Source organism: Nostoc sp. UHCC 0302 (assembly GCF_038096175.1).
Lineage (GTDB): Bacteria > Cyanobacteriota > Cyanobacteriia > Cyanobacteriales > Nostocaceae > UHCC-0302.
In genome coordinates, this window is sequence record NZ_CP151099.1 from 2,008,492 (window position 1) to 2,021,276 (window position 12,785).

The window sequence follows — 12,785 nt, forward strand, 5'->3', positions numbered from 1 at the left end:
GAGTTTCGCTCCGATGATTGTTCTCCGCAAGTGATATAAGAGCGTTAATCCCATCGAGCGATTATAGCAGTTAATTAAAAGTCAGTTTAAAGGTGAGAATCTCTCAAATCTTGACCAATTACGCCAGTGAGTTCAACATGAGTTAGCTCAATTATCTTCTAAGTTCATCTCTTCTTTGACTAGTTAGGATTTGTCTAAAAATACCTGAATATTTTTGTTTGAAAGTTAGATTTAGCAAGCTATTCCAAATAAAATTTGTACAATTTATTTTGACATGATGCCTTATGATTTTATCCTGGAAGCTCTGTTTTACCAAGCTTTGCTCTATGCGAACTCATAAAGAATTAGTATCATATCAAATCGAGAGGCTACTTGTCTGATTGAGGTGCTTCCTTGTTCATAGGCTTGGACTATTTTTTCTCGAAAATCAATGGACTAAGCTTTCATTTTTAGTATTGATGCACTGATTTTAATGTACTACAATTACCCGCAATCTGCTGTAATTCCCAGTCCCCAGTCCTCAGCGATGCGCTGAGTTTCGACTACTTCGACTACTCAGCATAAGTGCGCGGAAATCGAGGATGAGAGGGTGTGGGGTGTAGGGTGTGGGGTGTGGGGAATTAAGAAGATGTTAAACTCCGCCGCGCAACTAAAATTTAATTGTCTTAAACACGAACCTGCAACCCTACCCCCAACAAAGAGCCCTGACAAGGTTTTACATGAGTCTTAGTGCCATTCGACTATGCATCCTCCTATGCATTTGAGCAAGGTAGTTTGAAGTGATTAGAAGATTTATTCTTCAAGAAATGCTCTTCCCAAAATAAAGCTGTAGAAACTTATTGCGGAATGAGAACAATTTCATTAAAAATTAAATTTTATTTCAGGATTTTCACTATTCTCTTTTCACTCAAGGGCAGAGGATCTTGGAAAAGATAGTTAATTTACAAAAACCATGAATAGTGCATCTTCTACCACAGACCTAACTAAAGAGCTTCTTCACATCCAAACTAACACTCTTTTCCAATTGCCTTCGCATCTTTCGATAGTTTGCATTGGTAAACCAAATGACCAAAAACCACCAGATATCGATATTTCAGGCTTACCAGAATCCGATGTAGTATCTCGTCTTCACGCGCAAATTTGGGTAAATGATGATGATTACCACATCACTGATTTGGGCAGTTCTAATGGCACGTATGTTAATGGTGTTAAACTTCAACCGAATATCTTTTGTTCACTACAACCAGGAGACAGAATTTCACTTGGTCAAGGAGACAAAATAACTTTTATGTTTAGGGTAAAGCAGAGCGCTACATCTGCGACAAAAAACCCTACACCCAACTTTGCACAAACTAATATCAGAGTACCTACTAGTAAAGAAGAAGAAAATCAAGTAATTTTTGTTAGTAAACTTATTGGATTAGGGCTAATACTAGCAGGCGTTGCATTTTTAAGTACAAGTATTTATGTAAGCGTCTACTTACGCAGCACACCTGGAATATTGCTATGTATAGGAGGTGTAGTAGCTCTTAATTGGGGTGGACGTGATAATCGTAAACTGGGATGGGTTTTGATCGGAATAGGAATTGCTCTATTCATCGCTAGTGGGGTCGTTATTGGTTCAGTATCCCTTTTTTCATTGCTTTTATCATTTGCAGGTATTTCATGTGGATATCAACTGTTCACAACAGGAAAAGTTTTCAACTTTAATCCGCTTACACTTCAGCAAGTAATTAAAAGATGAGTTTCGTTAACATTCCGTACCGGAAGTTTCTAATAGTTCTAATGTATCCAAGTGCGATTCGCTTTGCCACTGTTATTTAGGCGATCGCCTAGGGCGGGCGGTTACGCCATCGCACTCTATCCCAGTAATCAACTAACATAGATATGTCAGCACTGGCTACCAAAATTTAAAAAGCCATGTCAGAAACTGCCCTCCCTGTAACAGATGTAACGTTCCCACCAAGCCAAGCGGAACTGCCCTACGATGACGGTATCCCAATGGAAAGCCAACGGCATAAAGTGCAAATGGAATTGTTAATTGATGTCGTCGGAACTTGGTTGGAAGACCGAGATGACGGGTATGCGAGTGGCAATATGTTTGTCTACTTCAGCTTGGCACAGCTGAAAAACCAGGATTTTCGTGGCCCAGATTTTTTTATTGTGTTAGGAGTTCCCAAGGGAGAACGCCGCAGTTGGGTTGTTTGGGAAGAAGGCAAAGGCCCTGATGTAGTAATTGAATTGCTTTCGCCGGGTACAGCAGCAACTGATAAAAACGAGAAAAAGCTGATTTATCAAAATCAAATGCGTGTACCAGAATATTTCTGGTTTGATCCTTTCAAACCAGATGATTGGGCTGGTTTCTTTTTGAATAACGGAGTTTATCAACCACTAGCACCAAACGCCCAGAATCAATTGGTTAGCCAAGTATTAGGTTTAGTATTACTACGTTGGCAAGGTAGCTACAAAGGAATTAATACAACTTGGTTGCGTTGGGTAACAATGGATGGAGAATTATTGCCAACAGCAGAAGAAAAGGAACGTCAACGGGCAGATAGAGTGCAAGAATTGGCTGAGCAGGAACGTGAACGAGCTGAGCAGGCTGAGTCACAGTTGCAGCAGACAGCACGAAATTTACTTGAGTTAGGAATGTCAGTAGAACAGGTAGCTGGGTTAACAGGTTTGACGGAATCTGAAATTGAGCAACTCAATACTTAGTAATGTCTAAAGATACTTTTGTAATAGACCAATAACAACTTCTGGTTTTTCCAAATGGGGTAGTACTCCCGTATCTGCGATCGCATAAAAATCTCGAATTGCACTTACATTTAAATTTGCCAACCTTCGTCCTAATTTAACACTAGTAAATTGTGCTTTCTCACCCCAAAAAATGACTGTAGGAATAGTAAGTTGCCGAATATATAAACTCAAGTCAAAGTAAAGGTCACCCCGTAAAAATGCCAAGGCTGAAAACTTGGCATTAGGCTGTTGTGCAGAGATTAAATATGCATTCACCATCTCTTGTGATACTCTTTGTGCTTTAGCAAAGAGAAAACTTTGCAAAAAGTTGCGGACTGCAATTTCATTTTCAGCACCAAAGGCATAAATTAAATTGTCCAGCAACGGTGTATTAATTATCGAAAGCGGAAGTCTGCGTCCCGCACCTTGCCCAAAGTCGTCAAACCCAGAGGGACATACTAGATACAGTGCTTTGAATAAGTTGGGTTGCACAATAGCTAAGCGGATAGCAAAAGCAGCTGTTAAAGAAGATGCTACAACTATTACAGGTTGGCGACAAGTATGGATGATAAATTCTGCGATTGTACTGAGATAATCTCTAATTTGATAATCCCTAACTGGATGAGCTGATTCTCCCCAACCGATTAAGTCAGGGGCTAAAACATGATAATTAGAGGCAAAAGCTGGGTAAACTTTAGACCACTCATACGCAGATGCTCCACCACCAAAATTATGCAAGAAAAGCAGTGGAGGTAAATCTTCAGTATCAGCAATTGTCCAAGGTGCATTCGTTTGGGTATAGTAAACCATAGCCCCCAAGGATGTATGGATGACTTTATGCCCAAAGCCAGGAGGTTGAAACTGAAGCATAAAATTAAATGTGAAGTATGAACTATTAAACGTGAAGGATAAAGGATTAAATTGTTATTTTTATCCGTCTTTATCTCCTGTAATTTGAACGAGTTGATTAAGGTTATCACCGCTGATGTGATATGCTGCCCCAAAACCAACGACAAAACGACCTTCACTAGGAGTTAGCTGGAAAATCCGAAAGTCAGATAAGCCGCGCAAAACCTCAATAATTTCACCAAATCGTTCTTGAAATTGCTCAACAATTTGATTCCAATTGTCAGTTTCACGCTCAATTAAAGTTGCTGTACAAATAAAACTTAAACGGCGACGCGCAAAAATTTGGTTACTCTTAGCTTCATCCTCGATAAATAAGACACTAACATGAGGATTGGCATAGATATTTTTAGTATGGGTCGAAAGACCACTTACGTAAATGTAAATATTCTTAGCATCATCTATTACATAGGGCGCATAACTAGAGTCAGGTATTCCTTGTGCGTTGACGGTGCTAATTATTACACTGTCAACTTCTTCAGGAAACTTTTCGTATTCAGCTTGAACTTTTTCCAGTTGGCTCATAAGGAAATTACCATTGGATGAGTAACAATTCCTTAAGTATCCTAGCGTTCTTGAGTAATAGGATGGCAAAATCAAACCTAAATTTAACCACGGCTGGCAGATTTTTTACAAAAGATGGTGCGCTATTAGTCTGTCACAGAAATACTACAGTCCGAGAACCACAAAACCTCTTTGCATAACTCAAGCTTCAATACCTCCTGTAGACTCGTATTTTCCTACAAAATTACCAACATCAGCACCCGTTTCTGATTTCATAGACTCCCAAATCTCACCTCTAGTTACATCACTATTTTAATATCAGGTAGAAATTTGATAGTTCCAGCCTAATATCTAGATGTATTATCAGAATTTAGTTTAATATTGTTGCCAGCCTCTGTGATCTTCTACACTTTTAAAACTTTTAGATTACGAATAAAAAATAGAAAATGATTGAAAATTGATTAGCGCTTAATATTATCATAATTATTAATTACGAATTATAAATTAGTTAAGATAGACTTAAGAAAGTTGCGAGGACGCGATTGTGAGTGACAAAAATCGTTCTCAATGGGATTTAGGCAGGTTTATTGAAACTCTGACTTACTTTGAGGTAATTCCTTTACTTAACTGGGTACAACAGTTAATCCAAGGTCGTCCGAAGGATAATCAAAATATACCCATTGGAGGAAGAAAAGTGAGTGTAGTTCTAGTGGCAGGTGCGACTGGTGGTGTCGGTAAGCGAGTAGTGCGGCGCTTGCTGGAACAGGGTTATAAGGTGCGATCGCTTGTCCGAAATATCGAGAAGGCAAGGTCAATTCTAGGCGATGATGTTGACTTAGTAGTTGCAGATATTACGAAACCAGAAACTTTAACACCTGTAGTTTTCGCTGATATCCAAGCTGTAATTTGTTGCACAGCAGTACGTGTGCAACCAGTTGAGGGAGACACAGCAGATAGATCCAAATACTATCAAGGTATCAAGTTTTATCAGCCAGAAATTGTTGGCGACACTCCAGAAAATGTGGAATATCAAGGTGTCAAAAACTTAGTAGAAGCAGCAGCAAGATATCTACCTAAAGCAGATGAAAAGCTCATATTTGACTTTACGCATCCATCAACAGAATTAAAAAGTGTTTGGGGTGCAATTGATGATGTTGTGATGGGTGGCGTAAGTGCAAGTAATATCCAATTATTAGAAGATACAGCTTTATTTGCTGGCAATGTTTCTACTGCCAACTCTGGCGGCTTTGCTTCTATCAGAACTAAGAATTTTGATCCACCTTTCAACTTATCGAGTTATGCAGGTGTAGAATTACGCCTTAAAGGTGATGGACAACGTTATAAATTATTTCTGCGGACAGATGCGGCATGGGATGGTGTTGGTTATAGCTATTCTTTCGATACCGTAGCTAACACTTGGATAGACGTTCGTGTTCCCTTTGCAGATTTGATTCCTGTATTTCGCGCAAAAACTGTAAAAGATGCACCATCAATTGACTCCAGTCAAATACGTTCATTTCAACTGATGTTGAGCAAATTTGAATATGATAATGCTTTAAATCCTAAATTCTCAGCTGGTGATTTTACTTTAGAAGTGAAATCAATTAAAGCTTATGGTGGGGAACCTCTACCACAGTTCGTCCTCGTCAGTTCAGCAGGTGTGACTCGTCCCGGACGCCCAGGTATTAATTTGGATGAAGAACCTCCAGCAGTCAAATTAAATGACCAATTGGGAGGAATTTTGACATGGAAGTTGAAAGGAGAAGATAGTTTAAGAGAAAGTGGAATTCCTTATACAATTATTAGACCTTGTGCTTTAACTGAAGAATCAGGGAATAAAGAATTAATCTTTGAGCAAGGCGATAATATTAGGGGAAAAATCAGCCGTGAGGATGTCGCAAAACTTTGTGTGCAAGCGCTAAAACTGGCGAAAGCGTCTAACATTACGTTTGAGGTTAAAGAGGGAGAAAACAATATAAACTCTATCGATTGGCAGAGGTTATTTTCTCACTTACAACCGGATAAATGAATGAAATATCCACAGACTAAAAAGCATACAAAGGCTTTTTAAATAAGTCAGTTATTTACATGAAAAAAATAAAGGTGCTAGTACTCTCTGGGATTTTAGTAATTATTATCTGGCTCGGTTTATTTCCCAACACCGCGTCGTCCCAGCAAATACAATCTCGCATCAACAATCTGGAAGCGGACTTGAATCGTGTCGAGTCACGGTTAAACCAGATAGAATCCCGAATGGGACAAAGCCGCCAGTCTCCGTCGCCAAGAACAACACTTACACCACGACAGCCAACTGGTTCTAGAGGGAATTTATCACAACAAGACCAGATGTTTGATCGACTAGCAACTTTAGTGGTTGAATTGAAGCAACAAGTCAATAAATTAGAGGCGCGTGTTTCTCAATTAGAATCACGTTAGAAACTTCGTAACTTACCCTTATTTTTTAGAGACGTTGCATTGCAACGTCTCTAAACGTGGTTTATATTCACATTATTTGTTGAATTGGTATTATCTGTAATAACATTTGTCAATCCAAATTCGCATTTCTTCCTCAGAACCAAAACAGGCAGAACGTCCTGTTACCGGGTCATAAGCGTGCCAACAAGAAACACGACCACGATGGTCTGATTCATACCAAACTTGCAGGTCAGAACTGCTGCCTATCCATGTGACAAAATGTTGCCAAATTGTTTGGAAAGATAATAAAAAATTAAATTTATTCATAGTGAAAGCGCCTAATCAACAATCAACTATTACTTTTACTTTCACTTAGGAATTTTCAACTGAGAAGGTACAGTTTTAGTAGATTTGTTCTAGTACAGTTATATGCCGTTACAACTGTAATAGTAAAAAATCATTCAACTGTACTAGGTAAACTTGGTAAAAATCGTTTATATTGCCAATATTGACGATTTTCAAGTCATTACGAGTGCGCCAAAATGAACATTTTTTTGGAACGGCAATCACGCAAACCCATTTATTTGCAGATACGCGATCGCATTAGTCGTCTGATTAAATCTGGCGCACTCAAAAGTGGCGATCGCCTCCCCTCAATTCGCTCTTTAGCAGAGAGTTTGCAAGTTAATAAACTCACAATTATTGAAGCTTATAGCGTTTTAGAAGCAGATGGTATTGTTTCTGCTCGTCAGGGTTCAGGCTATTTTGTAAATAACATTTCTCTTCAAAGTACTAACCTAAACCCGACATTTGCTCCAGCTCAAAATGTCGTAATCCCCAAACCCGGAAAGTGTTCGTTTTATGACACATACATTCCGATGAAACAAGCGCAAGCACAGCCAGGAATGATTAATTTTGGCTATGGTGCGCCTCGTCCACCAAAAGATATTACCGCCATTGCCAGACGAGTATTAAGACAAGAAGACGCTGATATTTTCTGTCCCTACGATTTGCCTCAAGGACAACTAACTTTGTGCAGGCAAATTGCTCAAATGTTAGTACATCAAGGGTTAGAAGTTTTTCCAGAAGATTTAATTATTACTAATGGCTCTCAGCAAGGTTTGTCGTTAGCGATGAACTATTATGTCAAACCTGGGGATTGGGTGATTGTAGAATCTCCCACATATTACGGTATTATCTCCATCTTAGAAAGCTTAGGAGCTAGGATAATTGGTATTCCCATGACTGCGGAGGGAATGAATTTAGAGTTATTAGAACAATATCTAGACAGTCATCGCCCTAAATTAATTTACACCATCACGACTTTTCACAATCCTACAGGATTGACGACAACACAAGCTCATCGCCAAGAATTGTTAGCATTAGCCGAAAAGTACGAATGTCCAATCTTAGAAGATAATGCCTATGAAGGATTAAATTTTGAACCTGTACCAGCTCCAATTAAAGCTATAGATAAAAATAATTTAGTGACTTATCTAGGCACATTTTCTAAAACTTTAATGCCTGGGTTAAGAGTCGGCTATATGGTGGTTCCAGGCAAGCATTATCAAGCAATAATCGAGCAGAAATTGCTCTATGACTTTCACACATCCAGTATTTCTCAAACAATAGTCAGTGAGTATCTCGCTTCAGGACATTACCGCCGTCACCTCAACCGACTACGTACAGAAAATATCCAAAGTCGTAATGCTATGCTGCAAGCTTTAGAGCGTGATTTTCCCGAAGAGGCAAAGTGGACAGTTCCTACAGGAGGTTTATTTCTGTGGGTACAGTTACCTGATAATGTTCCGATTCAGGTAATTCGTAAAGAAGCCTTGGCTCAAAATGTTTACCTAGTTTGTCATACGGTATTTTTCCCAGATCAGCAGGGTTATCCAGCTATGCGTCTAGCTTTCTGTCTCCAACAAGATGAGATTGAGCAAGGCATTGCAATTGTGGGTAAATTGCTGAAAAAGCATATTAATCAAGGATGTGAGAAGACTGTTAATTATCAACCGCTTGCTTATAGTATTTAGTGATTCTCTCCTGCATTGGAAATAATTAACACAATGCATCACGTTGTAGTAATTAAAAAAAGACGCGCTGTATTTTAATGCTCTTGATGAACTAAATTTGCAGAGGTTGACGCTCTTTTCCAATCTCATCAAGTAATTTTATAACTAGATTCCGAGTATTCAAGTCAACGTAATTCAAGATTTATTTACAGCAGTTTGTAAGTAAATAAAGTACAGTGTATGAGCTTAAAAGCTATATGTTCAGCCTCTTTTACTTATGACTTCTGGCTCCTAGCTTACCTCGGCTGCGCTCTGCGACCACCGAGCGCAGTCGAGGTGCGACCACCTGAATTCTGCTGTATATGAAGCACTAGCTAACTCATCATTAAAAATTCGATATTGGATAATTTATGTCCATGCTGGTGCGATAGCTATTAATTTTGGTAGTACCTCAAGAAATGTCTGAAGTTGCTTTGCCTTTGTCAGGGATTTCAGAAATCCCATGCGTTTGCTTTAAATCTATGTGTGAATTTATTTGTGAAACTATGTCTAGTCTGTTAAAGGCAAACCCAACTCTACCTCTTCTGAGTGCAGTTATTCTAATACTAGCAATGTTGGCACTATGGTTAATTACACCAACAAAAGGAGCAGTGTTATCCCCAGTCCCACCGTACTTGGCTAATCCTTTAACACGAAAGCTGCCCAAACTCTTACCAAAACTATCTAATGCTTCAATTACGGCATAAAAAACTCCATTTCCAAATGCTTCAACCTGAGTTCCAACTCCGATTATAGGAGAGCTAAAAGTAATTGTTACTGCTCCAGAAGTTTCTCCTGTTGTCGAAATTAGTGCATCACCTGGTGCAAAGTTGGCGGAAAAAGGCCCGTCTGAAGCTGAAGTTTGTTCTGTAATGCTAAATTCTCCAGATGATTTACTGACTGTTACTCCAATACCATTAGAAGACATAACGAAAAAAGGGTTAGTAACAGCACTAAATATCGGCCCTACTGCTCGCCAGTCTACAAAATCATTACTTGCTAATTCTGATCTGTTGGGAATGAATCTCAAATCATTAGCTAGTACTATGTTTGGCAATATTATTACTAGACTAAACAGTAGTGCTATCAGACTAGCCTTGAATAGCTTTTTCATAAAACTTGATTTAATTATGTACTGCTAAATTTAGTCTACATCTTGTATTATTTTTTACTAAAAATTTTTTAACCTTTTTGTGTAGCATCGTAAGACAGACCTTTCCCTAGTTCAAATAGTTTTCCTTTTACTAGAGCATCTAGGGCAAACAAATAATGTCAACAAGAGGATTTTATTCTCAATAAACTCTAAAAGAAACGTAAAAAATAAAAGCGATCGCACCAATAATTTAATGCGATCGCTCTTTATACTTAGATTGAAGAATGTAGCTTAAGCAGCAACAGGCTCCAATAACTTGATGTCCGAGAAGATAAATTCTTGAACTGAGATTTGTCCTCCTGTCTCAGTGCGAATTTCTCGGCGATTCAAGATGAAATATTTACCAACTTTTTCGTATTCATCAGTAAATTCGCTTCTACCACCTTTTTGTTCCCCGGTTTTGGGGTCGTGGTATACAGAGTCATAAGTGTGAGAAAGGTAGCCTTCGCCAGTATCGTGACTGCTGAAGGTGTCAATTGTCACAAAAGTACCGTGGATTAGACGGTGAACATGGCAAACCTCATTATTGCGGACTTTGTATTTATCACCCTCAGCCTTACCACCAACTAAAAGTTCAACTGCACCAGTTCCGTCAGTTTCACCATAGCTAAAAGTATTTGTGCTGTGGGTTTCATCAAAGCTACGGCGGATGCGGTGAATTGCTATCTCCCAAGCTTGTCCGTGAATTGCCTGCTTTGCTTGCTCGTCCTCTACATCCAATACTTCCGCTTTCAGATTGGCATTGACGATAACTTTGCCTGTAAACACTTTATCGTCATACTTATAGGTAATATTTGCAGTGTAACCGGGGAAATTCTTGTCCCAGGTATAGCGGTTCTCATAAGCAGCCCGGAAAAGTTCCTGAGCAGAGAGTTGTGTAACTGTCATGTGCTTCTCCTATCGCTACTTTAAATTAGCGTTATTAGCGTTTTACTTTCCTTGGTATTAGCATAGAAGTAAATGTTGAGGCTCGGATAGTCCCCAACTGGGTACACTTATGTCTAATTCTCTCCACGCCGTATTTCATGCGATCGCCAATGTCCGTAATGAGCAAGAATTAAAACTAGCTCTCATGGATAAAATTGGCGAACATTTTGGCGTACAACATTGGGGTATCTATTTTTTAGACGAGCAACCAACCGCTGAAATTGATGTTTCAGGGATTCCGGCAGTATGCTTAGAAAGCAATCCAGTCGGGCGCTACGTGGTTGAACGTCACGCTCCCGCTCATGAGCAGTTATTATTATCTCCAAGCGACTGGAAGAATTTTTGTTCACGTCACGACCACGAACACGTGATGACGGGGCCAATAGTTTGCGATGGTCGGCTTGTCGGAACGCTTAATTTAGCCCGTGATAGGGGAAATCCTCCTTTTAATGGCAACGATTTAGCTGACTTGAGCGCTTTATGCATTCATTTGTCAGCAAAAATGGCAACCCTACGGGCGAATTCAAAAGTATCCAATTCTCTTGTACCCAATCCTCTAACAGTGCGTGAGTTAGAAATTGCTGAGTTAGTAGCGCAGGGGTTAACGAATGCGGAAATTGGTGAAAAACTTTGGATTACGCAAAATTCTGTCAAACAAGCTTTGAAGCGGATGTTTCGTAAGTTAAAGGTTTCAGCACGTGCAGAAATGGTAGCAAAGCTGCAAGATACGCAGGTTTCATAAAGGATAATTTAATGAGTCACCTGCGCATTCTCCAACCCGGTATAAGCTATACATTTAGCAAGTATTTTGAATTGCCTTATGCCCCATGTGAGTAAAAATAATTATTATATAATTATTAAGCAGCTAATATCAATTTATTTGCTTTCAGCGGCATCTCTGACTTTGATGACTTGAAGTTGCTACCCGCTTTTGATGATTTTCGCAGTACCAGCATTGTTGCTAGCTTGGACGGCAAGGATATTTCGTTTGCAAATTTGTCTGGTGTTCTGTTCAACAAATTATCGGCTGGGGACTTCGTTTTCGCCTAAGTTAGTTCCAATAGTTGAGAAAACGTAGAAAGCCAGTTAATAATTATTGATTAACAATTCTCAATTGAGCTTCCGATTTTTCTTAATTCCATAAAACTCCACCAAAATCAGTTCTAACTCGTAAATAGGAGCAAAATTGATCACAATTAGCGATAAATCTGGTCAAATTACCGCGATTAACATCTTTACAGTTGAAAATCCTGAACAGCAACAGCGTATATTGGATTTCCTAGTGGAGAACCAAGAAATACCCAAGCTTGCGTGCAGGCTTCATATCAGCCAGCCTGCACGCAAGCTTGGACGGTAAACGAGTCATTAACTACGTTCAATGGCGCAGTCGTGAAGAGATGGAAGTAGCGACTCAAGACCAAGACTTTATAGCTATGAAGAAACAAGTTGGAAAGTTTGCACCTCACGATTTCAACTTCTACGAGGTCGTCGTCACAATGGAGGCGTAGTAATTATTTAAATCTAGAGGCGAATGGCACGCTTGAAAAGCTAAAATCCATGAATCAGGCTCTTTGTTGGGGGTAAGGTGTGGGGTGTAGTCAGAAAATAAGAAAAATAGAATGGAAGTGCAAGCATTAATAAACTTCTTGATCACTACACCCCACACCCCACACCCAAAAGCCTTATAAATAATAGGTTTGCCGTTATCTTAGTGCCATTCAATCTAGAGGCTATATCTCCTCGGAATCGTTTATCAGTGGGAAATAGGGAATTAAACCTCTGCGGCATGCCTCTTCCTGAATCTTGCGGAGAGTGTAACGCGCATCCATATTGTGCCTTTGGCACTGCGCTTAGCGCAATCGCAATGTCGGGGGAAGATGTGTATACGGCAGAGGGTGAGGCAGTGGAATTGCAAGAAATGATGCGGCGGTATCCGATGCAGGAGTAAGGGTAAAGGTTCCACACCCACCCAAAATCCTAAAAAATGGTCGAGTGAGGCGTAGCCCGCACTTCTCTACGAGACGCTGCGCGTAGCTTGCTTCCACGTATCGCTAAAGCGAAAGCTCCGCTAACGCGTAGCGTCCCGC

13 protein-coding genes are annotated in these 12,785 nt (G+C 39.6%); 8 read left to right on the forward strand and 5 right to left on the reverse strand.

All coding sequences use genetic code 11. The features are described 5' to 3' along the window. Positions 1-952: 952 nt before the first annotated feature. A complete protein-coding gene (locus WKK05_RS08385) occupies positions 953-1,744 on the forward strand; it encodes an FHA domain-containing protein (protein ID WP_341529289.1) in 792 nt (263 codons plus the stop codon). Positions 1,745-1,920: 176 nt separating this feature from the next. After that, positions 1,921-2,718 (forward strand): Uma2 family endonuclease, encoded by a 798-nt coding sequence (locus WKK05_RS08390; RefSeq protein ID WP_341529290.1) that lies wholly within the window; start codon positions 1,921-1,923, stop codon positions 2,716-2,718. A gap of 6 nt (positions 2,719-2,724) precedes the next feature. Here WKK05_RS08390 and WKK05_RS08395 read toward each other — a convergent pair whose 3' ends face one another. Then, on the reverse strand, positions 2,725-3,609 hold the full coding sequence (locus WKK05_RS08395) for an alpha/beta hydrolase (RefSeq protein WP_341529291.1): 885 nt from the start codon (positions 3,607-3,609) through the stop codon (positions 2,725-2,727). A gap of 60 nt (positions 3,610-3,669) precedes the next feature. Further along, positions 3,670-4,170, reverse strand: a complete 501-nt coding sequence (locus WKK05_RS08400) for a pyridoxamine 5'-phosphate oxidase family protein (RefSeq protein WP_341529292.1) — start codon at positions 4,168-4,170, stop codon at positions 3,670-3,672. Between the two features lie 523 nt (positions 4,171-4,693). Between WKK05_RS08400 and WKK05_RS08405 the strand changes: the two genes are divergently transcribed. Both WKK05_RS08405 and WKK05_RS08410 read left to right on the forward strand, forming a co-directional pair. Continuing rightward, positions 4,694-6,178: a CIA30 family protein gene (locus WKK05_RS08405; RefSeq protein ID WP_341529293.1), complete on the forward strand. Its 1,485-nt coding sequence runs from the start codon at positions 4,694-4,696 to the stop codon at positions 6,176-6,178. Between the two features lie 59 nt (positions 6,179-6,237). Further along, the gene (locus tag WKK05_RS08410) at positions 6,238-6,585 is read left to right on the forward strand and encodes a hypothetical protein (RefSeq protein WP_341529294.1); all 348 of its coding nucleotides are present in this window, start codon (positions 6,238-6,240) and stop codon (positions 6,583-6,585) included. 90 nt (positions 6,586-6,675) lie between these two features. Here WKK05_RS08410 and WKK05_RS08415 read toward each other — a convergent pair whose 3' ends face one another. Beyond that, entirely contained in the window at positions 6,676-6,891 is a 216-nt protein-coding gene (locus tag WKK05_RS08415) for a hypothetical protein (RefSeq protein ID WP_341529295.1), read from the reverse strand. Between the two features lie 215 nt (positions 6,892-7,106). On the opposite strand from WKK05_RS08415, the gene WKK05_RS08420 reads away from it, so the two are divergent. Further along, the gene (locus WKK05_RS08420; RefSeq protein WP_341529296.1) at positions 7,107-8,600 is read left to right on the forward strand and encodes a PLP-dependent aminotransferase family protein; all 1,494 of its coding nucleotides are present in this window, start codon (positions 7,107-7,109) and stop codon (positions 8,598-8,600) included. Positions 8,601-9,030: 430 nt separating this feature from the next. Here the strand turns inward: WKK05_RS08420 and WKK05_RS08425 are convergent, their stop codons facing one another. Together WKK05_RS08425 and WKK05_RS08430 are read right to left on the reverse strand one after the other, a co-directional pair. After that, complete coding sequence (locus WKK05_RS08425) at positions 9,031-9,675, reverse strand: hypothetical protein (RefSeq protein ID WP_341529297.1); 645 nt, start codon at positions 9,673-9,675, stop codon at positions 9,031-9,033. Between the two features lie 327 nt (positions 9,676-10,002). Continuing rightward, positions 10,003-10,659 (reverse strand): DUF3386 domain-containing protein, encoded by a 657-nt coding sequence (locus tag WKK05_RS08430; protein ID WP_341529298.1) that lies wholly within the window; start codon positions 10,657-10,659, stop codon positions 10,003-10,005. A gap of 109 nt (positions 10,660-10,768) precedes the next feature. On the opposite strand from WKK05_RS08430, the gene WKK05_RS08435 reads away from it, so the two are divergent. From WKK05_RS08435 to WKK05_RS08445, 3 genes are all read left to right on the forward strand, one after another. Next, the gene (locus tag WKK05_RS08435; RefSeq protein WP_341529299.1) at positions 10,769-11,440 is read left to right on the forward strand and encodes a LuxR C-terminal-related transcriptional regulator; all 672 of its coding nucleotides are present in this window, start codon (positions 10,769-10,771) and stop codon (positions 11,438-11,440) included. Positions 11,441-12,005: 565 nt separating this feature from the next. Beyond that, entirely contained in the window at positions 12,006-12,206 is a 201-nt protein-coding gene (locus tag WKK05_RS08440) for a hypothetical protein (RefSeq protein WP_341529300.1), read from the forward strand. A 278-nt stretch (positions 12,207-12,484) separates the two neighbouring features. Further along, positions 12,485-12,646, forward strand: coding sequence for a hypothetical protein (locus WKK05_RS08445; RefSeq protein WP_341529301.1), 162 nt, complete (start codon positions 12,485-12,487; stop codon positions 12,644-12,646). Positions 12,647-12,785 lie beyond the last annotated feature (139 nt).

Coding starts and splice junctions, on each gene's coding strand:
- WKK05_RS08390 (WP_341529290.1), top strand. CDS start 1,921: ATGTCAGAAACTGCCCTCCCTGTAACAGATGTAACGTTCCCACCAAGC.
- WKK05_RS08430 (WP_341529298.1), bottom strand. CDS start 10,659: ATGACAGTTACACAACTCTCTGCTCAGGAACTTTTCCGGGCTGCTTAT.
- WKK05_RS08395 (WP_341529291.1), bottom strand. CDS start 3,609: ATGCTTCAGTTTCAACCTCCTGGCTTTGGGCATAAAGTCATCCATACA.
- WKK05_RS08435 (WP_341529299.1), top strand. CDS start 10,769: ATGTCTAATTCTCTCCACGCCGTATTTCATGCGATCGCCAATGTCCGT.
- WKK05_RS08420 (WP_341529296.1), top strand. CDS start 7,107: ATGAACATTTTTTTGGAACGGCAATCACGCAAACCCATTTATTTGCAG.
- WKK05_RS08415 (WP_341529295.1), bottom strand. CDS start 6,891: ATGAATAAATTTAATTTTTTATTATCTTTCCAAACAATTTGGCAACAT.
- WKK05_RS08445 (WP_341529301.1), top strand. CDS start 12,485: ATGCCTCTTCCTGAATCTTGCGGAGAGTGTAACGCGCATCCATATTGT.
- WKK05_RS08410 (WP_341529294.1), top strand. CDS start 6,238: ATGAAAAAAATAAAGGTGCTAGTACTCTCTGGGATTTTAGTAATTATT.
- WKK05_RS08400 (WP_341529292.1), bottom strand. CDS start 4,170: ATGAGCCAACTGGAAAAAGTTCAAGCTGAATACGAAAAGTTTCCTGAA.
- WKK05_RS08385 (WP_341529289.1), top strand. CDS start 953: ATGAATAGTGCATCTTCTACCACAGACCTAACTAAAGAGCTTCTTCAC.